Genomic DNA, 22,416 nt, shown 5'->3' with positions numbered 1-22,416 from the left:
TGATAATAAGGATAACTGTAATACCCCTCTTTTTCATTTGTTTCTCTAACCTAATTTTCCCTCTCGTTATAACAATTAATAGATATATTTTAATATAGGATTTTTACTAAACTACCTCAAGTGCTCTAAAATTTGCAACATGCGCAAAAATGGATTTCCTAAATCATTTGTATTGCGCGCCGCGAATGATTTCATTTCATCAACACAGTTCGTATATTCTTTATTTATTATCAGCTGTAATGTTTCTACCTTACGAAGTTCATTCGTTATATATCCTTCTGGTACATATGGGGACCAAAACATGTATACTCGATTAGGAAAATCATCTAATAGTAACGATGCATATTCCTTCTGCACTTCATGTTTTTTCTTAATCTTCTCTACCGTTTGTTGATTAGACCCATACAGCAACCCACGAATATGAGTTGTTACTTCACAAAGGTAGGCCGTTTTAGTCTTTAAATTCAAACCTACTACATCCAATTCACTTAATCCCTTAAGCCCACCACCAGGTATTCTGACATTATAGTCAATAAAGTCACAGTTTTGGATTACTTTTAAGTATCCGCCGACGATATATTCTCCTATGTCTGTTTTAATCATTCTTATTCTCCTTGTACTTATATTAGTCTCAAATCTTACCGTTCTATCATTTCCTACTAATATACATTGACCTTCTACGGTTATTTTTATACCGCTTACAAACGCTACTCCATTCAATATTGCCGTACCTGTATTAAATGTTAGTATAGCTTTTTCCACTTCTTCGCTGGTTCTTTCTCGCTCATAGCTCCTTAAAAAAGAATGCTATTTTCAAGATTCGGTTCAATAATTTGATTTTTAACGTTTCTATTTGCGTTCGTCGATAAGATTCACTTAGTGATAAACCCCCATCGCTATCAAGCTAAAAAGAACGGGTTACCTCAAAACAATAAAAATGAGCATAATACACAAAAGCCACTCTATAAAAAAACGACAAAAAAGCATTTTTTTAAATGGTCGAGAGAGACTGGCTATATATAGGAGCGGTCAGGGTCTTTTCCTGCCACGTGCAACATTTTAAAGCAAAGAAAAGCAGCGAAGTGTAGGTCTATTTTTCTCTTCATGGTAGTAATCTATATGCTGAAAAATGAAAATAAGTAATAAGGAGCGTATTCTCACTGGAATCATCCCCCTTACTAAACTTCTAAATGAAATGTACGGCTGAGTAGTTACAATTTTTTGAATCATTAATCTTAATCCATAATAAACCAAACTTATTATTATTTATAAGAACATTCAAATTTCATTATGAAATTTCTTATTATAAAATTCAACTGTAAGATAATTTGTGGTGTAATTGTATTTGATTTATTTCAAGAATTTGATTAACTCACTTTAATTGAGTTACTTAACATACTAAATGGCAAAATCATTATAAATGAATTTTTGAATTTAATTATTTTAATACGACACTAGTGATAAAAAGCTATAAATATCAAAAAGTAAAGAGGAGAAAAAATGTCACGTAAATTATACTTTGCACTCATTATGTTAAGTCTTATTTGGGGAGGATCTTTCTATTTTTTCAAGATTTTAGTTGCAGATTTCAATCCTTTGGTAGTTGCATTTTTACGGGCAACTTTTGGAACTATAACACTTATTGCACTTATACCATTTTTCCGCAAATCTTTTAGAGGGAAAATTCCTTTTATACCTTTATTTGCTGTAGGAATACTAAATACTTTAATTCCATGGACACTTATTTGTTTTAGCGAACAAAAAATGACTAGTAATTTAGCTTCTGTTTTAAATGCAACCCAACCATTATGGACAATGGTTTTAGGAATTTTATTATTTGGTATACGTTCCAATCGTAACCAAATTATAGGTCTATGTATTGGATTCATAGGTATTTTAATACTCTCAGATATACATCTATCAAATATTTTTTCGGTTGATTCATTAAATTTCGTCGCAATGTTGATAGCAACTTTTTGCTATGGTTTAGCAACTCATATAACAAAGCGTTATCTTAAAGAAATATCCATGTTCCAAATTTCTTTAGGTACATTATTAGTCGGTAGCATATGTAGTGGTGTCGTAGTTCTATTTTTAGAAGAACCAATTCAAATTTTAACTATAATATCATTGCATCATATAGGCGCATTAATTGGAATAGGTACATTTGGATCAGGTATAGCCTATTTACTTTATTTTTACTTAATTCAAAAAGGGAGCCCAAACTTTGCTTCTATATCTACATATTTAGTGCCAGTATCAGCTATTTTCTGGGGATATATTCTTTTAAATGAAAATATAAGTTGGAGATTAATCATTGGGTTAGTTTTTATACTTATGGGAGTTTATATAACTAGTCGTAAAATCAAATTAAATATTCCTGTTAAAGGTATACAAAACGAGTCCTAACTACTTAGGGCTTTTTCTTATTTTCGATGGATACAAATTTATTTTAACTTGATGGCAATGTGGCGGTACCCCTTCAAGGACATAAAAAGACCCTGATTTCCTACTTAGCGTAAGGAAATCAGGGTCTTATCTCTCCAAAAAATGTCTTAGTATACTAAGTAATTTTCGACATAAAGAAAGCCGATGATTCCTACGCTAAGAAATCATTGGCCTGTATTTTTATATCGGATTAGTTTAAGTTTCTGGAATAATTGTAATAGCGATGGTCCGAACTGGAGCCTCTATTTCGTTGTCCTTACTTTGGGTATGGTAGTATTTAGTCATTAATTCGTTGAGTTCGTTTTGAAATTTTATAAAGTGTTCCTCATCTATCTTTAATTCCACTACAGAAAAGGTAGCATTATCTTCTTGGCTGTTTTGTTCACCTAATTTCTTAAGATAACTTTGATATTGTGTCATAAGTGATAACTGGTAATAGGAAATGTAGTTTAACTTTTCTTTATTCGATAATCTCTTCCATTCACTTCCTTCAATTTTTGCATCTTCTTCATTTATTGCGTAATATTTTTCGGAAACAGATTTCACCTTTTTTTCTTTAATCACACGGACAATACCAGAATCAACCATAGTTTGTAGATGTCTATATAGAGTTGCTTGTGGTACATTTTTAATGATTTTTACCATTTCTAATGGTGTTAACCCACTTTCCTTATTTCTCATTAATACTTGGCAAATTTTCATTCTTACCGGATGCATTAAAATTTCAACTTTATTACCCACTATATCACCTTATTTATTGTTTATTTTTATTCTCATTATAAATAATGAGAATAATGATTGCAATGCATCCACTCTTGTTCTATTATTATTATTATTGATAATGAGAATGAGTTTAGGAAGGAATGGTGAAAATGCAACTACATTATGGCTTAAATGACCTTAAAGACATTGATATTATGGCTTTTCTCCCCATTATATTGCCAGTTATTGCAGTGGATGCACTTTTAATTTTAATTGCATTAATTGATTTATACCGACATAGGAAAACACGAAAAAATGTACTTATATGGACGCTAATTATTCTTTTTGCTCATATATTGGGACCTATTTTGTACTTTGTCATAGGGAGAAAGGACAGTGAGAAATCTTGAAATTAGAGATTAGAAATGTAACAAAATCATTTAAAGGAAAAATTGTTGTCAATAATTTCTCGATGGAACTGCAATCGGGGGAATGTGTCGGATTAATCGGACCAAATGGAGCAGGTAAATCCACATTAATAAAAATGATTTCGGATATTATTAATCCAAATGCTGGTGAAGTCTTATTGAATGGGATAAAAATATCAAAAATGAAAAGGGAAATTGGTTACCTACCGCAGTACCCTAATTTTTTTCATTGGATGACAGCAAGAGAAACCCTTACGTTTATGGGGCAACTTTCGGGATTGAAAAAAGAAGAATTGTCAAAGTCTATTCCAGAAACTTTAGAGAAAGTTGGACTAAAGGACGTAGAAAATTCAAAGGTTGGTACATTTTCTGGTGGAATGAAACAACGACTCGGTATTGCTCAAGCATTGCTACATAAACCTTCGCTTATTGTTATGGATGAACCAGTATCCGCATTAGATCCAATCGGCCGAAGAGAAGTATTAAATCTGATTGAAGAAATAAAAAAAGATACAAGCATTCTATTATCCACCCATATATTAAGCGATGCGGAAGAAATCTGTGAACGATTTGTCATTATAAAAGATGGAACAAAAATAGAAGATACAACGATCACCGAGCTTTTACACCGCAATAGCGAAAATAAGTTAATTGTGGAAATCACAGCTAAAGATCAAAAATGGATTGACGTTGTAAAAAAATTACCTTATGTGAAGGACGTAGAAGTGATTGGGCTTAAAGTCAAAGTAACGGTTGAAAGTATCGAAATAAACAAAAATTTATTGCTGCAAAATGCACTCGAACATAAAGTAGACATCGTTAAATTTGAAATGAATAACGATACTTTAGAAGAAATCTTCTTAAAATTGGTGGTGCAAAAATGAATAACTTAATTGTACTGATAAAAAAAGAATTTGTTCAGATGGTACGTGATTTTAAAGTAATTTGGTTACCAATTGTTTTTATCTTTTTAGGGGCAACTCAGCCGATAGTAACTCATTACTTGCCATCAATTTTAGAAGCATTGGGCAGTGGTCAGGGAATTACCATTGATCCGAGTATGACACAAAAAGGAGGCGAAGTACTAGCAAGTACTTTAGGATCTCAATTTGATCAGCTCGGGCTTATGATTCTTGCAATTTCTCTGATGGGTATCGTTCAAACAGATAAAGCCAACGATATGCTGGCATTTATTTTAACACGGCCTGTATCCGTTACTTCATATATTGGGGGAAAAATAATATCAAATTATTTGGTGGCAGCTTTTAGTGTAACGAGTGGATACTTTGCGTCTTATCTATATGTAAATTATCTTTTTACTGCTGTTCCATTTTCACACATGATTACTGGATTGTTATTTTATCTAGTATGGGTTCTTTTTATCGTATCTTTCACAACAATGATAAGCACTATTTTTCACAGTCAAGGTATTATCGCACTAATTTCAATTATTTTTCTTATAGGTTGTAGAATAATCGTTGGTTTGAATCCAATAATGTATCAGGTAAATCCAGCCAGTATGAGCAAACATGCAATGGAAACACTAATCACGGGATTAGCAAATTCAAACGCAATAGGCAATGTACTTCTAACACTCGTTTGGATTTTATTGACACTTTTTGTAACGAATTATTGGATTGTTAATAAAAAATTTAGTCATGAATAAGTAGAGAATAACCATAATGATAGTATGAGATTTTTGGCTCCTATTGTTAAATCCTTGTTATATGTAAACGACAAATAAACCTAAAGATATAATAAAATTGACTTTCTAGGTCTATTGTCGTTTACGTTAATAAAAGCAAAAACGTGCTTGTTAGACAACCCGTTTTCTTTTATCTCTTTTTTCTTTTCGGTAAGTCAGGAGCCTTCTTCATTGTGTCAACAACATGCATGACCGCGAAATATGGATGTTTAAAAATCATTTTCGGTCCGCTCTTCTTCATAACATCCTTAACGAAATCTTTCATATCTGGTTTATAACAATGAATTTTGCAATTTTGACATGCTGGCTTCTTCTCTTGAAATGGACATTTTGATAAACGAAAATAAGCATACTCTTTTAACTTCTGACATTCTTCACATATAATATCTTGTTCATGTTCGTTTTTACAATACATATCAATCATAATACTAATTGTTTTCTCTTCACGTTCAATTCGATTCATGGCTAGTGCCCTCCCTCTCTGCTTTGATTGTAAGACCTTTTTAGAGGGTTTACATGAATTTTCATTGACAGTTTTTCTAATTTTCATCTCTTTCCTACGAATAATTAATGGAGAATGTCCCTACCAATCATAACCAACAGTAAAAGCGAACGCATTAAGACTTAAATAAACACCTTTCTTTTTCTTACGAGCTTCGGATGCTTAAACCACTGGAACGACAAGCGTCCACTCAATTCTTCCACGCTATTGATTGATCTATTTTAGCCATGTCAAAATCTCCTTTCCGTCTTGTACATAAGGAGATTTTGACATGGAACTGATTCTATTGGTAGGTGGGGACAGTTTGACGCTTACTGTTATATCAAGTAATTCAGCCTTAGTGTACGGAATCCGCGTTTTGTTGGTGCTATCCCATGCCCATCAACTTAAAAATATCCACTACCCCCAAGTATAAAAAAACGTTATTCTTTCTAAACAAGCTAGATTAGAAAGGATAACGTCTTTTTTGCTTTATGGATAATGCAAAATCTTACTTGATAGCGATGGCGTGCTCCCCCTAAAAAGGCATTTTGCCAAATTCGCAGGATTTCAAAGTATTCGTCATGCTTCATGTACCTTGAAAGGGATCGCAACCGACCATGCCTTATACAAATAAAACAGAAGTCATAAACTAGACTCCTGTTTTTCGATGTGCAATGAATTAAGAGATTTATTTATAGTTGCATAATAAGTATTCTCAAATCGCTTATCTAATTTGATTTTAATCAACTTTGCAACAGAATTCTAAAAAGTTATATTGATAAAAAATAAGAAAATTATATTTATATTTTGTTCTAAAGGTATTGTTTTATATGGATTTCGCAAATCATTACAATGATTCTTTTAGAGGAAACTAGTCTTTACTTATAATATTTAGCTTAATATGACCATTTTTTAATAATAATTATCTGTTTTTTGTTGATAAAATTCTAAAATATGGTTTTAATTTCAAAAAATTGTTATTATTTATTTAGAATTAATTATATCGACTTAAAGAAATTTGAATTTTTAAAAAACAAAATTATAAAAATATGCATAATTTTGTTTTTTGTTTAGTTTTATTATATTTTCTCGATATAATAAAAAACAATTATTTAAGAGTTTTCCTTAATTTTTATGAAAAAATATTAAACTGGATGAACTGTAAACTATAACTATAATTGGAGGAAAAGTCATGTATGCAAAAATTATTGAAAATAAGCTCGAATCTTTGAAAGAAAGCGGACAATATCGAGAATTTGTTACAATTAATCGGATGCGTGGCCAATATCCTTTAGCACAATTGAATGGCCAGAAAGATGGGCAACCAGTTGTCGTTTGGTGCAGCAATGACTATCTAGGAATGTCTCAGCACCCAGTAGTTACCGAAGCAATGCATGATGCAATTCGAGCATTTGGTGCTGGTTCAGGCGGATCTCGAAATATAGGTGGTACACATTATCATTACGCTGCACTTGAATCTTCACTTGCGGAATGGCATGGTAAAGAAGCCGCATTAGTTTTTCCTACAGGATATGGCTCGAATGATGCAACATTACAATGTTTACTTCGTCTATTTCCAAATTGCATAGTATTTTCTGACGAACGAAATCACGCTTCAATTATTAATGGTATACGTAGCACTCAAGTCGAACGAGCGATATTTAGACATAATGACGTTAACCATTTGGAAGAGTTACTTGCAGCTCAACCACATGATCGAGCAAAAATTATTGTGTTTGAATCAGTATACTCAATGGATGGCGATATTTCACCGATTCAGAAAATTGCGGATCTTGCAGATAAATATAACGCTTTAACATTTCTTGATGAAGTACATGCAATCGGTATGTACGGTCCTCGCGGAGCAGGAATAGCTGCTGAACTAGGTCTTGTGGATCGATTGGACTTTATTCAAGGAACAATGGCAAAAGGTATTGGAGTAATCGGGGGATACATTGCAGCTTCATCACTACTAATTGACGCTGTTCGTTCTTTTGCGTCCGGTTTTATTTTTACAACATCTTTACCACCAGCTGTTGTTGCGGCCTGTCATGCTAGCGTTGAGCACTTAAAATCTTCAGATAACGAGCGGAATGCTCTACACCAAAAAACTAGCATGTTAAGAGAGGCACTTGCTCAAGCAAATATTCCGATAATGGACTCAAGTGAAACGCATATTCTCCCTGTACTGATTGGTGATGCAAAAAAATGTAAAGCTGCTGCCCAACGTCTCCTTGAACAACATCACGTCTATCTGCAACCTATTAATTCACCAACGGTTCCTGTCGGCACAGAACGCTTCCGGGTTAACGTTACACCGAATCATACTGAGGAACAGATAACGCAACTGGCTGTTGCATTAACAGAAGTTTTTAATTATTTCGATATTCCTTTCGCACAGGAGAACGACGTGATACATGTATGACAGCTTTTATGTATATCTTCTGCTTAATAGTTTGGGGATTAAACTTTATTGTAGTAAAAATACAAGGTACACCTGTAAGTCTTGAATTGTCATTGACCTATCGCTTGATGGGGGCTGCACTAATGTTTATTGTCCTCATGTGCGTGGTACGTCCTAATGGTAGGCCTTCTCGTAAAGATGTTTTCCCCCTTGTTACTTTTGGGGTATGTAACTTAGCTCTAAGCTACTTGTGTTTATACTACGCGACAATTTGGATTTCTGCCGCACTAGTAACGCTGCTGTTTTCACTGAAGACAGTTCTGACACCGATTGCACTTCGTATATTTCTAGGTGAGCGTCTTCATCCCCGAATTCTAATAGGGGGAATAGTCGGTATTACGGGTGTTTCTATATTGGTTTATCCATTACTAATAAAGGGCTCTAGTACAAGTGATTTAAAAGGAATAGGCCTTGCATTGATTGGAACTATACTTACAGCTATTGGTGATGCAGCTTCCGCCCAAAATGCACGACGTGGTATTAATGCGGTTTATTCGAATAGTGTTGGCTTTGTTGTGGCTTCGATACTTTTACTTGCTGTTTGTACCTTTCAGGAACAGAACTTTACACTACCAACGTCCGTTTCCTATCTTGGAGCTTTGGCATTTTTAACTGTATTTGCTTCCTTTGGGGCATGGATGTTCTACCTCAAGCTAGTAGAACGAATCGGTGCATCAGTTAGTAGTTATATGGTGGCACTCTTTCCGGCAATAGGTGGGGTTGCCTCTGTTGCGATTGGAGATTCTACACCTACTCTCTATTTACTGTTCGGATGTTTATTTAGTTGCATTGGAGCAGCAATTGCACTAGGATTTCGCTTACCATACAGGACTCGGAATGTTACGAAAAATGAAAGCCCAGGGAATTAAAAAATTCCCATGGGCTTTATTTATAAAATATTCTACAGGATTTCTAGTGTAATTGTAAATAAGGCATAACTACCTAACAAATTACATTCTCTATTTACTGATTTTTTAAATAAACATGATCGTTCACCTTCAATAATGACAAATAAATCAATACATCTTTTTATTAAAAATTATTGTTAAAAATATCAAAAAACTCTTTATATTGAATAGATATCTTAATAAAAGGATGGATCGCTTATTATAATCCGTATTTTCATTACCTTTCAGTTATGAAATATAAATCAGTATTTGATATTATTGGTCCTATTACTATTGGAACACCTAGTGCTTATGGAGTAGAAACAACAAAGATAGGACATATTGTTCGTCATCTATTTTTAAAAGACCCAGAAAAAATTAAAATTTCTTTATATGGAGCATTCAAAAAAATGAATTGCACTGTTGGAGCCGACGTAGCAATTGTTGGTGGTATTTTAGGATTTGAAATGGAGGACTCACTATTCTCTAATGCCCTTACAATTGCAACAGAGAGAGGAATTACAGTTAATTGTATAGAAGAGATTGCAAAACCGTTTTATCCCAATACAGTAAAGATTACTTTATACAAAGGTGAAGATAAAATTGAGATGATTGCTTGTTCGATTGGTTGGGGGAAAATCAAAATTATTGAGATTAACGGTTTTGATTTGAAGTTAAATGAAACAAGATCAGCTCTTCTTATTATGAACAATGATCATTTTGGTACAATTTCGTCTGTAGCTTCTATATTAGCAAGACGTAAAATTAATATTAATATGATACGTGTATCGTAAAAGGAAAAATATCTCTATTGGTGATTGAAACTGAGGAACTATTAAATCATGAAGTAATTGAGGAAATTAAAGGATTACCAAAGATTTATCAAACACTAGCCTTAAAGAGGAACTACATAATAAAGAATTTACCATATGTTTAACCAACAAGAATGGAACAATATATAGTGCCTGGTTATCATCAGAAGAAATCAAAAAAGTAATAACCTCGAAGAACTTGTAAAAGAGCGATATCCTGAGGAATAATTCTAAAGTACTTTTTACGTTTGTTATTTAGTGAAAGAGCATGTTTCAAAATATGCTCTTTCTTTTATTATGTTGAGACACCCACTATAACGAAATTTTGAACTGCACCAAAAAATATGCATAAAAAAAGAACCTTTCAGCTCTTATTTTGTGCATAATCTCTTATTCTTTAGTTATTTAAATGTATCCTTAAATCCTCTATCTGTTCGGTTATATGTGCCACTAACATCTCGTAAAAAACATACACTAGGGACTGGCTTGGAAGTGGAAAAAATGATTTTTTATTCATTAAGAATTTTTTTGCGAAAAACAAAGGTTCATGGTGATTTTTATCTCATATTTTCCCTAGTATGCTATAAAAAAATATCCTAAACAAAATCTTAATTACGTATTTCCTTAAAATCATTTACATCCCTTAGTATATATTTCCTACGATTTGTTAGTGTTCTTCGTTACCATCTAATTAAGTTTCCATTGCTCTCCCAAATCAAAAATAAGATGAACTTCTATACAAAACTTTTCGACTAGGGATTTAAAGAGCTTCAAAATCCTAACTTGATGGGCATGCCATATCGCCCCTTGTAGTTTGCTCACGACATGCTAAAGACAACATGAGTGCGTTCATCTATAGTTATCTTAACTTAAAAATCTTTCAAAATGATTGCAGAAACGTTACAAAATTCTAACATTCAAATAAAAGGAACTATATGAATCACCAATTGTTTCAAATAAAAGGTGTACCTTATGAATTTCAAGAGATTCTTGCAAATACAGCTGTGATATTGGAACTTTTTATGTGTTACGAAAAAGAGTTTGTAATTAAAGGATTGAGATATGTTTTCCTTTACACTAACATAAAGCTATAATATAGTTAAGTTAACTAAACTAAACTATGTATTGAAACGAAAAAATAGCGTACAATGCAACAACAGAAAGATTGGAGGCAGAATACTATGACTAGGTCTTATAAAGAAGTAATTAACGAAATGAACCGAGCCTACAATGAATTCTACATTTTACTATCTCATGAGTTAAAGGATGAGTTTGGTCTTACAGGACAGCAAGAGAGCATGATCTTCTATATTAATTCAAATCAAAACACTACAGCAAACAACATTGCGACCACCTTTAATATCTCCAAAAGTGCTGTCAGCCAAGTTTTATCTAAATTGGAAAAGCATAATATGATTTCGAAACAAGTCAATCCTAACAATAAACGTGAGTATTTCCTTACACTTGGTCCTAATGGTAGCAATTATATAGAACGGTGGTCTCAGCTAGATGATTTACTGATTGAGAAATACTTCTCTAAAATTGATATCGAAGCCTTGCAGCAAATGACTAATACCTTACTTAAAATAAATCAAATTATACGGGAAGAAAAAAAGAAGAACATTGAGCCCAAATAGGAATACAGTTACATATGTTCATTAACTTTTTTGAAACATAACTTAGTTCGTTGAAAGTGGGAAAAGCATATTATGAGTTATATACCAAATATGATTACAATAGCAAATTTCACCTGTGGACTTCTGGCTATTTACTCAGTTTTCGTTCACGATTTTCATTTTGGAGTAATTTTTATTATGACAGGTATGTTATTTGATCTTTTTGATGGCATGGTTGCTCGGAAACTTGATTCTGTTTCAGAGATAGGTAGAGAATTAGACTCATTTGCGGATTTAGTTACCTTTGGTGTAGCTCCGTCTATCCTTGCATATAGTGTCGCTTTAAATGATTTGCAGGTTATCGGGATACTATGTGCACTGGCTTACAGTATTTGTGGAATGCTTCGACTCGCTAGATTTAATGTGCAACAAAGCAAGCTCCCGGCGTTTATCGGAATGCCAATTCCATTTGCGGCTATGTGTCTCGTCATTTTATGCTTTTTGAATAAGCCAATTCTCCTAGCCCTTGGCACATGCGTACTGTCTTATTTAATGGTGAGCAATATCAAATTTCCCCATTTTAAAAAACATATGTCAGAAAAATTGGAGTCTGAAAGATGGAATTAGTACAGCAAGTTATAACAGACTATGGTTACCTCGCTATTTTTTTCATGCTTGTTTTTGGAATTATCGGATTACCAATCCCTGATGAAGTCATGATGACAGTCGTAGGTTACTTTACGAATATTCATGTCCTAAATTACGAGCTTGCCATTTTAGTCAGTTTTGTAGGAGCGCTATCGGGTATGCTGATCAGTTACATGATCGGCAAAAAGGCAGGTCGTCCTGTTATTGAGAAATATGGAAAATGGATCGGTTTGAAGGAAAAGAGAATAATTAAAGTTGAAAAATGGATGGAGAAATATGGACCCTATTCTCTTATTTTTGGGTATTTCATTCCCGGCGTCAGACATATAACCTGTTACCTTTCTGGGATTAGCAAAATGAAGCTGAAAACTTATATGTTATTCGCTGCTATCGGCGCATTTCTATGGTGTTTCACTTTTATTACGATCGGCAGGGCTATCGGAATTATTCATGAATAAGAAACTTGATACCGGTGTGTGCAGTACTCCGTATGTAATTAGAACATATTTTTCTGCACAAAAAAAGAGTGCAAAAACTGCACTCTTTTTACTATTTTCCATTAGAAATCGAAGTTATCAGGATCTGGACCAACGCGGTGATTTTCGTTTAATGCATCGATTTTTTCCATATCTTCTTTTGTTAGTTCAAAATTAAATATATCAGCATTTGCAATAATACGGTGTTCTTTCGTTGATTTTGGAATTGTTACAACTTCATTTTGTAAATCCCAACGCAAAATAATTTGCGCTGTTGTTTTACCATATTTATCGGCTATTTCTTGTAATGTTTCGTTATCTAATAATTGACCTTGCATAAGCGGTGACCATGCTTCCATTTGAATACCTTGCTCTTTACAGAAAGCTTGTAGTTCTTTTTGTGTTAAACGTGGGTGATATTCCACTTGGTTAATCATCGGTTTCATTTCTGCATCTTTCATTACATCTTGCAAGTGATGGATTTGAAAATTACTTACGCCAATCGCACGCACACGATCATTTTTGTAAAGTGTTTCTAACGCTCTCCACGTATCTTTATATTTTCCTTCTACAGGCCAGTGAACGAGATATAAATCTAAATAATCTAGTTCTAATTTTTTTAAACTCTCTTCATATGCAGCGATTGTTGTTTCATATCCTTGATCTGCGTTCCACACTTTTGAAGTGATAAATAAATCTTCTCTTGAAATACCAGCTTCTTTTATACCTGCACGGATGCCTTCCCCCACTGCTTTTTCATTTCCATAAATCGCAGCTGTATCGATACTACGGTATCCTTCTTTAATCGCTACCTTTACAGCCTCTACAAGTTCTGGCCCATCTTCTACTTTAAATACGCCTAAACCGAACCAAGGCATTTCTACACCATTATGCAATACTGTTTTACTTTGTAAATTTTTCATTATACGTTTCTCCTTTATTTAACTTGATCTCTTTCTTCTAACTTCATACTCCAAGCTGTTAAAATAACAGCGCCTCCTACCATAATGCCGCCTACCCAAGCTGTATGAATGAGCCCTAACGAGTTCGTTACAATACCACCTAAATAAGCCCCAAGAGTAATTCCTGCGTTAAACGCTGCAATATTAATTGCTGAAGCAACATCGACAGCGCTCGGTACAAATCGTTCAGCCAATATAACGACATACACTTGTAACCCCGGAACATTCATAAATGCGAATAGACCCATGAGAATAATCGTAATAAGCCCTGCTACTTGAAATGGCGCTGTAAATGTCAGTACGAATAAGACAATTGCTTGAATGAAAAACATATAAAATAATGCACGAATTGGATTATGATTGGATAGCTTCCCGCCAATCATATTTCCAATCGCAATCGCAATTCCATAGACTAACAAAATGATTGTAACGGTACTTTCTTTAAATCCTGTTACCTCTTGTAATAACGGAGATAAATACGTAAATGTTACGAATGTCCCCCCATATCCTAATGCAGTAATGATGAAAACAAGTAATAGCCTTCCATTTGTGATCAGTTTAAATTGATCACGAAATGATACAGACGTACCTTTTTTAAAATTAGAAGGAATTAACATACTGTTTGCGATGAAGGCAACGATTCCAATTACCACAATCACCATAAACGATGCTCTCCATCCAAACTGTTGACCAATAAATGTTCCAATTGGTACACCTGTAATAGTCGCAACCGTTAAACCGGTAAACATGAATGCAATCGCACTAGCACGTTTATTCTCTGGTACGAGTGCAGCTGCAATTGTCGATCCTATCGACATAAAAACGCCATGCGCAAACGCAGATACAACCCTCGCGATAAGTAATACAGCAAAACTTGTTGCGACCGACGCAATTCCATTCCCGACAATAAAAACAATCATAATCCACATTAACAATGTCTTTCGCGACATACTAGCTGTTAACGACGTTAAAACAGGCGCTCCAAAAGCTACCCCTAACGCATATAAAGAAACGGTTAAACCAGCTGTTGTAACCGAAACATGTAAATCTTCCGAAATCGATGGTAACAAACCGACACTAATAAATTCAGTTGTCCCAATTCCGAATGCACTAATTGCTAATGCTAATAACGCAAACACACTTCTTCTATTTGTTTGAACGCCCGAAGAAGATACTGTATATGAATGCAATTGAACCCCTCCTTAATACAAGAAATCCAATCATAATAGTATGATAAAAAGGCCCTTTTATCTTCTGAAACAATATATTATTTCCTATAAATGCTATTATGAATGATTTCATCCTTTTTCTGAAGAACGCACTTTTAAGTAATATAGATACCAAAAAGTAACATAGGAACCTTTTGGTACCGTACTACTCGTTTACCTCTTACGTATGTTATTATGAAACATATTCAACCTAATAAAAAGTACGTACTTAAAAGTGCTATAGGTACTTAAAAGTAACCTTTAGCTTATTTAGCGATAAATTCATCAAAGGAGATTTTCATATGAAGAAATACAATATTCCTGTGGAGGCAACTTTAGAGGTTATCGGTGGAAAATGGAAAGTTGTTATCCTTTGTCATTTAAAGAAAGGCAAAAAGAGAACGAGCGAGTTAAAACGTTTAATGCCTGGTATTACACAAAAAATGTTAACCCAACAATTACGCGAACTAGAAGCAGACGGTGTCATCCAAAGAAAAGTATATAACCAAGTACCACCGAAAGTAGAATATTCATTAACGGATTACGGTTCATCTTTAGATTCCATACTAGATTCTCTCTGTACTTGGGGCGAATGTCATCTTGAGAAGAATGGGAACACGGATATGCTTATTACAGCAGACGAAGAATAGAAAAGGGATATATTTTCATACCGGGCAGAATATTTTATATGCCTTCACATCTTGGCACTGCTAGATTATGTGTGTGAATATATAAGAAATCCTTTGTTCCCTAAAATGAAAAAACGAACTAAATTTTCGTAGACAACTATGGACAGATAAAATTTTCATTTTAGGGATAATCCAAAATATTAGCTTGATAGTGATACGGTACCGCCAACATTTTGGAAAAAAACTAAGCTAAGCAAGAAAAATAATGAGTTGCCCATATGGACAGCTCATTTACATGATTCTCGTTATTTAAACCTTCATAGTTATTCCAGTCATATCTTTTCTTGATTTAGGAGTGCCTCTAATTTATTTTGAAACTTATTAGCTTCTTCAACATCTTTTAAGATTATTTCAAGATTCTCTTTTCCTACAAATTCTCTAATTGAATGGTTAAATACCATCAATCTGCCGTATCTTTGTTCAATTTCTTTAAACCACGCTTCTTTTCTCAGTAATTTTAAATTTTGGCGAACTATTTTTTCTTTCTTTGATGGAATAGACATGATGAGTCCTCCCATTACATCACCAATTACGTCGCTCATGTATGAACCTCCTTCAAAAGCATTTAGCAACAGATTCTATTTGTTTTACCAATTTATTAAATACACAGCAAACCTCTCCCTATTTGGAGAGAGGCACAATCTGTTCTCAATATTTTTTCTTTTTAAGTCGGTAAAGTCCTGTCAGGCTGGCTCCTGTTGCAATGACAATCATAATGATAGAAACACTTAGAGAGACAACTTTATTTGGAATCAAATAAGCAAAGTTTGCCCAAAGTAATGTAATGGTTGCCAGCCATGTTAAACCGACAATGTAAGACCAACTTGTTTTTTTTGCCATAATTTATTCACCTCTTTTATTCATTGTATCATTCTTATAAAAAGATGTATTGTGCAAATTCGGATCAATATTCTATTCATTCTCGGTTAACATAAAAAAGTTGGATGTCGTCAGGAATCCTTTTATACCAAGGGATTCTCTTACGCTCCGATATTATAAAATTCTGCATGCTCTTATATATAATTACAACTTAAAATTCTAACATCCATGCTTTACGAATTTTGGTTAAGATTCTCAATCTCTTCTTCAGTTGGAAGGTCGTCCGGCATAAAAATGCCAAAATCTTTCGGTGCACAATTTAAAAGTGCAAGAAGGTTTCTTAATCGTTTCGGGGAGGTTTTTCCTTCTTGATATAAGGAAAGGGCTTGCTCAACCAGTTCAGAAAGAACAACCGAAGAAAGAAGAGCCGAAGCAGGAACAGAAACAAACTACAGCTGCTTTTGAAAATCCTATGAAAAAGATTGATAAAAATTCTGCTATGGATAAAGTTAAGGAAAAAGCAAAACAAGATTTCAAAGATGATTACTCAACACAAAATTATGTTGCAAAAAAACAATCGAAAGCGTTTGATGATTTAAATAGTATTGAAATCAAATCACAGGAAGAATTAAACATAATGAACAACGCATTACGTGATTTTCCTAACGATTTTTCTACAGCTAAATATGTGTATGAAAAACAAATGAAGGCAAAAAGCGAACAATAATAAACTTGAAAATACTTATTAGTAAAGCGCTCTATATAGGGTGCTTTTTCTTTTTGGGGATAATCCAAAATATTAGCTTGATAGTGATATGTTATGACCCCGTTTAGTGAAATAAGCTCATCTCATAATCTCTCATTTAAATGTATTATTAACTAGTTCCTCCCAATTTATGAAGGACAACTTATCTGTAATATGTTTTAATTCATCAGGAGCTTCAACATAACAGATTAATTCTAAACTGTTACCATCTGGATCATTGAAGTATACTGAAGCATTCCCTTGATGTGGTCGAATAAATGGATCAATAGATTTTCCATTACCAAATGGGGTAGCTTCAACTTGAATAGAATCTAGCCACTTTAAAGATTCTTTTAAATCTTCATATGAAACACGAAAAGCAATATGTCGTAAAGAAGGATGGTATCGAGTTTCATACTCATTTCCTTCCCATAAACCTAGCCAACTTTTCCCTTTTTCAATCCAAAAGAAAGCAGTGTCTTCATCACACCAAGCAAGGTTCAATCCTAATTTCCGGTAAAATTCAATTGAATTTTGCAAATTACTAACTGGCAAGTGTGCTTCATACAATCCCTTAATCATATAGTTTCCCCCCTACTTTCTGTACTCTAATATTAAATATATCAGTGCGGGAACAATATTAAGTCCACTAAAAGTATTAAAATTCTATACATCTTTAGAGGTAGTGTAATAGGGGCGCCATACATGCCCGCCGTATCGCTATCAAACTAACAAGTCAAAAATTCACAATTACCTATTCTTCGTTTTACTTCTGTTTTTAACTTTTCTTTTGCAAATTCTAAAAAATGTGGTGGAATTGTTGCAGATTGTACAGTTGTTACCTTGTCACTATACATGACAAAAAAATCAATTTCATATTGATATATCACTGTACCATCGTTCTCCTTTCCCTAGCTTACAATTAAAATGCATGCAAATACCCAGTAAAAATTCACCGCCTGTTCATCAAAACTTGTATTTTTACCTTTTGCGCTCTACGGTATCGCGCAAACCGTGGAGCTCTTTACTATGTGCGAAACTTAGTTCCACCGTAGATGGCCGAACAGAACGGAGAATTTCCCCTCTCATCGACAAACGCTGTTCTCTTAATTGATCGGAAATGTCTTGATGAATTGAGATTCGTAACACACGGTCTTCATTTTCTTTTTTCGCAAATGAACAGAATTGGCAGCTTCCTTTAGGTGGTTTGAATTCATGATATCCCTGACGATTTGTTGTTTTATAATAAAATGGTACACCACAAGGACAGGCATAGAGATCCTCATTCACTTGTTTAAAGTGATGACGGCGACAATTCGGATGATCCTTTGTCGCAAATCGGCGATAAGATATGTACACAAAGAATTTACGTTGAAACAACCTGCGTAGTAGCCTGAATCAAGGGCAATTTCTCCCGCATACTTTCCGAATAATTGTTTTAACCATTCTATTTGTTCAATCAACTTACGATGTCCTGGAACATTCGCAGCGGTGACATCTGTGGCAATGATAAAATTATAAAGTGAATCAACCACCCGGTGTTCAAAATACGCAAATCGTCCGCGTTTATCGTGTTTGTTTAAGACTTTTAAAACAATTACATACAGGCGAACCGATTCGCACAGTCAGTATCGCGCTAACGAATTTAGTAAACGAAGGCGAAGAACAAATCAGCCCTTTTGATGACATACAGGCAAGAGAACGGGAAATCATCCTCGCAAAAACAGTATCCTACTCCCCTACCGCTACTGGAAGATATAGAAACACACTGATCGGAAATGTAGGAGTACCAAAAATAAAAGGCCGAGGAATGGTGAAGTGGCAGCCGTTCTTTATCAAGACCTAATTGAAAAAAATTCTTAAAAATAAAGAACTCCAACATATTTGATATGACTAATATGTTAAGCATTTTTACTGCAATAAATCTTACTTGTTCAAGTAAAAAAACATAAACACAACAAAACCCACAGAAAACAAGAATGTTTTCTGTGGGTTTTGTTTATTTCAAAGAAGCTTTGGGGGAGCTCTGTTTGATCAATTTTATTTTTCTAACATATCTGAACGATTGATTCTTCACTTAGTGCGCTACTTATACCAAATGTACTTTGGAACTCATAACTTGCTTAAAATTCAAGAAATAATTTCATATCAAATGACATTCTTATCGAATTAGAAAAACAAAATATAAAGTTTCCTGAATGTATATTAGGGATAAACTTATCTTACTTTAAATGTCTTTCAAATTACTTTCGTAAATATTACAAAAGTCTTTCGTAAGTATTACAAAAGTCTTTCTTTAGTTTAAAGACGCTTTGCCAAGATGAATGCCAGAATTATTTTATTCTCTACCTCACGCTAACAATACTATGTGTACTTTTTCTGTACTTGGATTTTTGTATTTTGTAAGGTTTTCCAACGATATACGATGAACGATACCAAATTGATTATAGGAAAGAAGTTAGTATGGAGAATGTAGAGAAATACACAATCACTTCCCATTCTTAGCCTGGTGGTAATAGGTAATTCTCCTATTTATTAGTTAATAAAGGAAATAAATAGTGTTTAATATTGAAAAAGTTACCAGTTACCATTATTTTTAGAATTTTATGAAAGACTTTTGTAATACTTATGCAAGAAATTCGAAAGATATTTAAACTAAAATGAACTTCGAGATATAAATTTAAAAGTAAATTTTTTCACAAAGAGAGGAGAACGGAATGAAAAAGAAATTTAAAACAACTGGAATTGGAAAGAAGGTCATCCCTGCAACAGCAGCATTAGGTATTCTTTTTTCTATGGCACCTATTGCAGAACATAAGGCTAGCGCAGGAATAGGTACGATACTAGATGTAACTATTACTTCATTAGGTATTGTAAAAGACATTTATGAAGGACTTGGAATATCTCCAGAGGATCCAGGACCAGGCACTCACATTGATGTATATGCAGAAAATATAACTTACAGGGCTCCTAATTTTACATCTGGGGAATTTAATATTTCCATGCATCATACAACAGATGATTCAAATTTTACTAAATCAGTTAAAGTACTCTATCCAAATGGAAAAATTGAAATTCATAAATTAAGATCTGGACAGCAGCTTAAAATTACTGAAGCGGGTACAATTATAGATCTAAACCCTGATGCAAAATCTGTCTCAGAACACGATCTTCTTTACATTACACAAGCACAATTAGACGAAGGAAAGACCGGAGTTGTAATGAATCAAGGTCAAACAGCATTCGTAGAAAAAACGTCTGGTAAAAACCCAAGACTTGTTATTCCATTTCATAAGAAAAGATACCCAACACCTACTTCTGAATGGTCATTTGCTAGAGGTACAGATGCCCTATTTGCTGAGTTATCAGAAGAGGAAAAACAAATATCAACACTGACTTCAAAGCCAGTATCCAAAGATGTTCTTTGGAATTATCTCACAAGCGATTCTAAAGCTCTTGCAGATTTTCATGATCGATCAGTGAAACTATTAGCAAATACGAATCCGATCCTAAAGACAGAAATTTCGTTGGGAAATCTCGGATTGAACGATGGTAAACCTTATCAAATTATCCCGATTACAAAAGGAAGCAATAAAGTATTTGTAAAAATCGGTTCGAAATATCTTTCAGGGAAAGACGGACAAACGCTTCAATATTCAGATTCTATTGGTGATGACGAAGTATTAGAACTTGTCCAAATCGAAAATCTTGTTAACGGTCAATTTCAATTTCATTTTATAAACAAGAATGGAGTACGTTTAATTGAGACCGCTAACGGTAAAGGATTTACTACCGGGGAAGCATGGCGTTCTGAAATTCGTTTCCAAGGAAAAAGCAACAATGAAATTGCCAATTGGTTAAAAGAATGGTATCCGGGTAAAGGAAATACGAAACAGAAATATGATGGGGTGAAATTTGAATATAATGATGAAAAAAATAAAAATGCCCCAACGACTGCAAAAGATTCTTCTGGGAATGTGATAAAAAACAGTTGGGTAAACCGAGATGATCAGTACTTTTTTGCAGATGCTGATGGAATCTTCATGACGGGGTGGCAAGACATTGAAGGAAAGAGGTATTACTTTAAAGCGGATGTAGGATTAATCAATACAAATGGATACAATATTGATGGAAAGTATTACAGTTTCAACGATGACGGTTCTGTAAAACGTTCAACATGGACGGAAGACCAACATGGTCTACACTATTCTGATGCTTCAGGAGCAGAAGTTGAAAAAGGTCTACGAGACATCGATGGTAAAATTTATTACTTCCAAAATTACAATGTAAATAAAAATGAAATACGTCTAGAAGATCAAAATGTCATCCTTCACTTTTCCGACAAAGGTATGCTTGAGAGAATTTCTAAACTAAATGGAGAAGCTATAAACAGCATTGTTAATGTTAAGTTTGACAATAAAATATTAGCATTTAATAAAGACGGTTCGATTTTGAAAACAGGGGTCAACAAAATCGAAAAAACACTGGCATATTATAGTTTAGAAGATGGCGTTTCCTATACTGGTTGGAAAATGATAGACGGTAAAAGATACTATTTCACAAATGGCCACAATGATACGTTCAATGATTATAAAAACATTGACGGAAAAAAATATTATTTCCATGAAGACGGATCAGCTAACCGAGCAGGATTTGAAAAAATAGATGGTAAGATATACCATTTCGATAATAACGGCGTAGCACAAAAGGGCTGGCAAACTATCGATAATAAATATTATTACTTCGATGAAAATGGGGCAGCTAAAACAGGATGGTTCCAAGTTGGCGGCGGATATAGACCTATTCCTCTTGCATACGGATACCTTTGGTATTGTGCTAGAGAAGATGGTTCACTTTATGCAGACGCTTGGTTTAAAATCGACGGTAAAGATTATCACTTTGACAAGTGGGGACATAAAATGCCGTACTAAAATAATAGCATGATGATAGTTTGAAGAGTTAACCTATACGTATAAAAATGGGTCATGACATGGACTGAGTTTATTTTCCATGTTGTGATCCGTTTTAGTTTTTTGAGGTATATGATGCTAGACTAAAAAGTAGACACAGATTGTTATAATAAATATATCAACTATAACGAGGTGTGTCTGTATGGCAAGAGGTAACGGAAAACGATACGATGAGACATTTAAAATTGAAGCGGTAAAGTATATTCATGAAAATCATAAGCCTGTAGCTCAAGTGGCTAGAGAAATGGGTGTGAATGAGAATACTTTACATGGCTGGGTCAAGAAGTATGGTCAACAACCAGAGATTAAAGCTGTCCAATCATTCTCTTCAAAAGAAGCTGAATTACTAGCTC

Annotated in this window: 23 protein-coding genes and 3 pseudogenes; 16 read left to right on the top strand and 10 right to left on the bottom strand. The window is 33.9% G+C overall.

Annotated features, from left to right (window positions below):
• Positions 1–111: 111 nt before the first annotated feature.
• The gene (locus tag H280_RS0118480) at positions 112–603 is read right to left on the bottom strand and encodes a hypothetical protein (protein ID WP_020062616.1); all 492 of its coding nucleotides are present in this window, start codon (positions 601–603) and stop codon (positions 112–114) included.
• A gap of 897 nt (positions 604–1,500) precedes the next feature.
• On the opposite strand from H280_RS0118480, the gene H280_RS0118475 reads away from it, so the two are divergent.
• Positions 1,501–2,409 (top strand): DMT family transporter, encoded by a 909-nt coding sequence (locus H280_RS0118475; RefSeq protein ID WP_020062615.1) that lies wholly within the window; start codon positions 1,501–1,503, stop codon positions 2,407–2,409.
• Positions 2,410–2,643: 234 nt separating this feature from the next.
• On the opposite strand, the gene H280_RS0118470 is transcribed toward H280_RS0118475, so the two are convergent.
• Complete coding sequence (locus tag H280_RS0118470) at positions 2,644–3,189, bottom strand: transcriptional regulator (protein ID WP_020062614.1); 546 nt, start codon at positions 3,187–3,189, stop codon at positions 2,644–2,646.
• Between the two features lie 131 nt (positions 3,190–3,320).
• Here H280_RS0118470 and H280_RS0118465 point away from each other — a divergent pair, with 131 nt between their 5' ends.
• Genes H280_RS0118465 through H280_RS0118455 form a run of 3 tightly spaced genes read left to right on the top strand, consistent with a single transcriptional unit; the run spans position 3,321 to position 5,244 of the window.
• Positions 3,321–3,560, top strand: a complete 240-nt coding sequence (locus tag H280_RS0118465) for a PLDc N-terminal domain-containing protein (RefSeq protein WP_020062613.1) — start codon at positions 3,321–3,323, stop codon at positions 3,558–3,560.
• Positions 3,557–4,462 (top strand): ABC transporter ATP-binding protein, encoded by a 906-nt coding sequence (locus H280_RS0118460; RefSeq protein ID WP_020062612.1) that lies wholly within the window; start codon positions 3,557–3,559, stop codon positions 4,460–4,462. The genes H280_RS0118465 and H280_RS0118460 overlap by 4 nt, the downstream gene beginning before the upstream one ends.
• Entirely contained in the window at positions 4,459–5,244 is a 786-nt protein-coding gene (locus H280_RS0118455; RefSeq protein ID WP_020062611.1) for an ABC transporter permease, read from the top strand. Before H280_RS0118460 ends, H280_RS0118455 begins: the two co-directional genes overlap by 4 nt.
• Positions 5,245–5,413: 169 nt before the next feature.
• Here the strand turns inward: H280_RS0118455 and H280_RS0118450 are convergent, their stop codons facing one another.
• Positions 5,414–5,746: a nitrous oxide-stimulated promoter family protein gene (locus H280_RS0118450; RefSeq protein WP_020062610.1), complete on the bottom strand. Its 333-nt coding sequence runs from the start codon at positions 5,744–5,746 to the stop codon at positions 5,414–5,416.
• 556 nt (positions 5,747–6,302) lie between these two features.
• Between H280_RS0118450 and H280_RS27045 the strand changes: the two are divergent.
• From H280_RS27045 to H280_RS0118410, 7 genes and pseudogenes are all read left to right on the top strand, one after another.
• Positions 6,303–6,473 (top strand): annotated as a pseudogene (locus tag H280_RS27045) (IS6 family transposase); the annotation flags it as partial.
• Positions 6,474–6,959: 486 nt separating this feature from the next.
• A complete protein-coding gene (hemA, locus tag H280_RS0118440; protein ID WP_020062608.1) occupies positions 6,960–8,192 on the top strand; it encodes a 5-aminolevulinate synthase in 1,233 nt (410 codons plus the stop codon).
• Positions 8,189–9,100 (top strand): DMT family transporter, encoded by a 912-nt coding sequence (locus tag H280_RS0118435; protein ID WP_020062607.1) that lies wholly within the window; start codon positions 8,189–8,191, stop codon positions 9,098–9,100. The genes hemA and H280_RS0118435 overlap by 4 nt, the downstream gene beginning before the upstream one ends.
• A 269-nt stretch (positions 9,101–9,369) precedes the next feature.
• Positions 9,370–10,055 (top strand): annotated as a pseudogene (gene sdaAB / locus H280_RS23850) (L-serine ammonia-lyase, iron-sulfur-dependent subunit beta).
• A 1,056-nt stretch (positions 10,056–11,111) separates the two neighbouring features.
• On the top strand, positions 11,112–11,567 hold the full coding sequence (locus H280_RS0118420; RefSeq protein ID WP_020062604.1) for a MarR family winged helix-turn-helix transcriptional regulator: 456 nt from the start codon (positions 11,112–11,114) through the stop codon (positions 11,565–11,567).
• Positions 11,568–11,639: 72 nt separating this feature from the next.
• Positions 11,640–12,173: a CDP-diacylglycerol--serine O-phosphatidyltransferase gene (pssA, locus tag H280_RS0118415; RefSeq protein WP_020062603.1), complete on the top strand. Its 534-nt coding sequence runs from the start codon at positions 11,640–11,642 to the stop codon at positions 12,171–12,173.
• A complete protein-coding gene (locus H280_RS0118410) occupies positions 12,164–12,652 on the top strand; it encodes a DedA family protein (RefSeq protein ID WP_020062602.1) in 489 nt (162 codons plus the stop codon). The genes pssA and H280_RS0118410 overlap by 10 nt, the downstream gene beginning before the upstream one ends.
• 101 nt (positions 12,653–12,753) lie before the next feature.
• On the opposite strand, the gene H280_RS0118405 is transcribed toward H280_RS0118410, so the two are convergent.
• Both H280_RS0118405 and H280_RS0118400 read right to left on the bottom strand, forming a co-directional pair.
• Positions 12,754–13,593, bottom strand: a complete 840-nt coding sequence (locus H280_RS0118405) for an aldo/keto reductase (RefSeq protein WP_020062601.1) — start codon at positions 13,591–13,593, stop codon at positions 12,754–12,756.
• A gap of 14 nt (positions 13,594–13,607) precedes the next feature.
• Positions 13,608–14,822, bottom strand: a complete 1,215-nt coding sequence (locus H280_RS0118400; protein ID WP_020062600.1) for an MFS transporter — start codon at positions 14,820–14,822, stop codon at positions 13,608–13,610.
• A 320-nt stretch (positions 14,823–15,142) separates the two neighbouring features.
• Between H280_RS0118400 and H280_RS0118395 the strand changes: the two genes are divergently transcribed.
• Positions 15,143–15,490: a winged helix-turn-helix transcriptional regulator gene (locus H280_RS0118395; RefSeq protein WP_020062599.1), complete on the top strand. Its 348-nt coding sequence runs from the start codon at positions 15,143–15,145 to the stop codon at positions 15,488–15,490.
• Between the two features lie 311 nt (positions 15,491–15,801).
• Here H280_RS0118395 and H280_RS0118390 read toward each other — a convergent pair whose 3' ends face one another.
• The gene (locus H280_RS0118390) at positions 15,802–16,071 is read right to left on the bottom strand and encodes a hypothetical protein (protein WP_020062598.1); all 270 of its coding nucleotides are present in this window, start codon (positions 16,069–16,071) and stop codon (positions 15,802–15,804) included.
• Between the two features lie 106 nt (positions 16,072–16,177).
• Entirely contained in the window at positions 16,178–16,369 is a 192-nt protein-coding gene (locus tag H280_RS0118385; RefSeq protein WP_020062597.1) for a hypothetical protein, read from the bottom strand.
• 370 nt (positions 16,370–16,739) lie between these two features.
• Here H280_RS0118385 and H280_RS23845 point away from each other — a divergent pair.
• A pseudogene (locus H280_RS23845) lies at positions 16,740–17,075 on the top strand (hypothetical protein); the annotation flags it as partial.
• A 132-nt stretch (positions 17,076–17,207) separates the two neighbouring features.
• On the opposite strand, the gene H280_RS0118375 reads toward H280_RS23845, so the two are convergent.
• The 3 genes from H280_RS0118375 to H280_RS24465 all read right to left on the bottom strand — a co-directional run bounded on the left by H280_RS0118375 (position 17,208) and on the right by H280_RS24465 (position 18,473).
• Positions 17,208–17,675 carry a VOC family protein gene (locus H280_RS0118375; protein ID WP_020062595.1) on the bottom strand — a complete coding sequence of 156 codons (468 nt, stop codon included), beginning with the start codon at positions 17,673–17,675 and terminating at the stop codon, positions 17,208–17,210.
• Positions 17,676–17,821: 146 nt separating this feature from the next.
• On the bottom strand, positions 17,822–17,983 hold the full coding sequence (locus H280_RS26185; RefSeq protein ID WP_020062594.1) for a hypothetical protein: 162 nt from the start codon (positions 17,981–17,983) through the stop codon (positions 17,822–17,824).
• 91 nt (positions 17,984–18,074) lie between these two features.
• Complete coding sequence (locus H280_RS24465) at positions 18,075–18,473, bottom strand: transposase (protein ID WP_020062593.1); 399 nt, start codon at positions 18,471–18,473, stop codon at positions 18,075–18,077.
• Positions 18,474–18,615: 142 nt separating this feature from the next.
• Between H280_RS24465 and H280_RS23835 the strand changes: the two genes are divergently transcribed.
• The 3 genes from H280_RS23835 to H280_RS23830 all read left to right on the top strand — a co-directional run.
• Positions 18,616–18,939 carry a DinB/UmuC family translesion DNA polymerase gene (locus tag H280_RS23835; RefSeq protein ID WP_020062592.1) on the top strand — a complete coding sequence of 108 codons (324 nt, stop codon included), beginning with the start codon at positions 18,616–18,618 and terminating at the stop codon, positions 18,937–18,939.
• A gap of 871 nt (positions 18,940–19,810) precedes the next feature.
• The gene (locus tag H280_RS0118355) at positions 19,811–22,024 is read left to right on the top strand and encodes an N-acetylmuramoyl-L-alanine amidase family protein (protein WP_020062591.1); all 2,214 of its coding nucleotides are present in this window, start codon (positions 19,811–19,813) and stop codon (positions 22,022–22,024) included.
• A gap of 181 nt (positions 22,025–22,205) precedes the next feature.
• Positions 22,206–22,416: transposase (locus tag H280_RS23830; protein WP_020062590.1), on the top strand; the 211-nt coding region annotated here is incomplete at its 3' end.

The organism is Bacillus sp. 123MFChir2 (assembly GCF_000383235.1).
Taxonomy (GTDB): Bacteria; Bacillota; Bacilli; order Bacillales; family Bacillaceae_G; genus Bacillus_A.
Note: the sequence above shows the minus strand (reverse complement) of the source record. Positions and strands in the feature narration are given on the sequence as shown.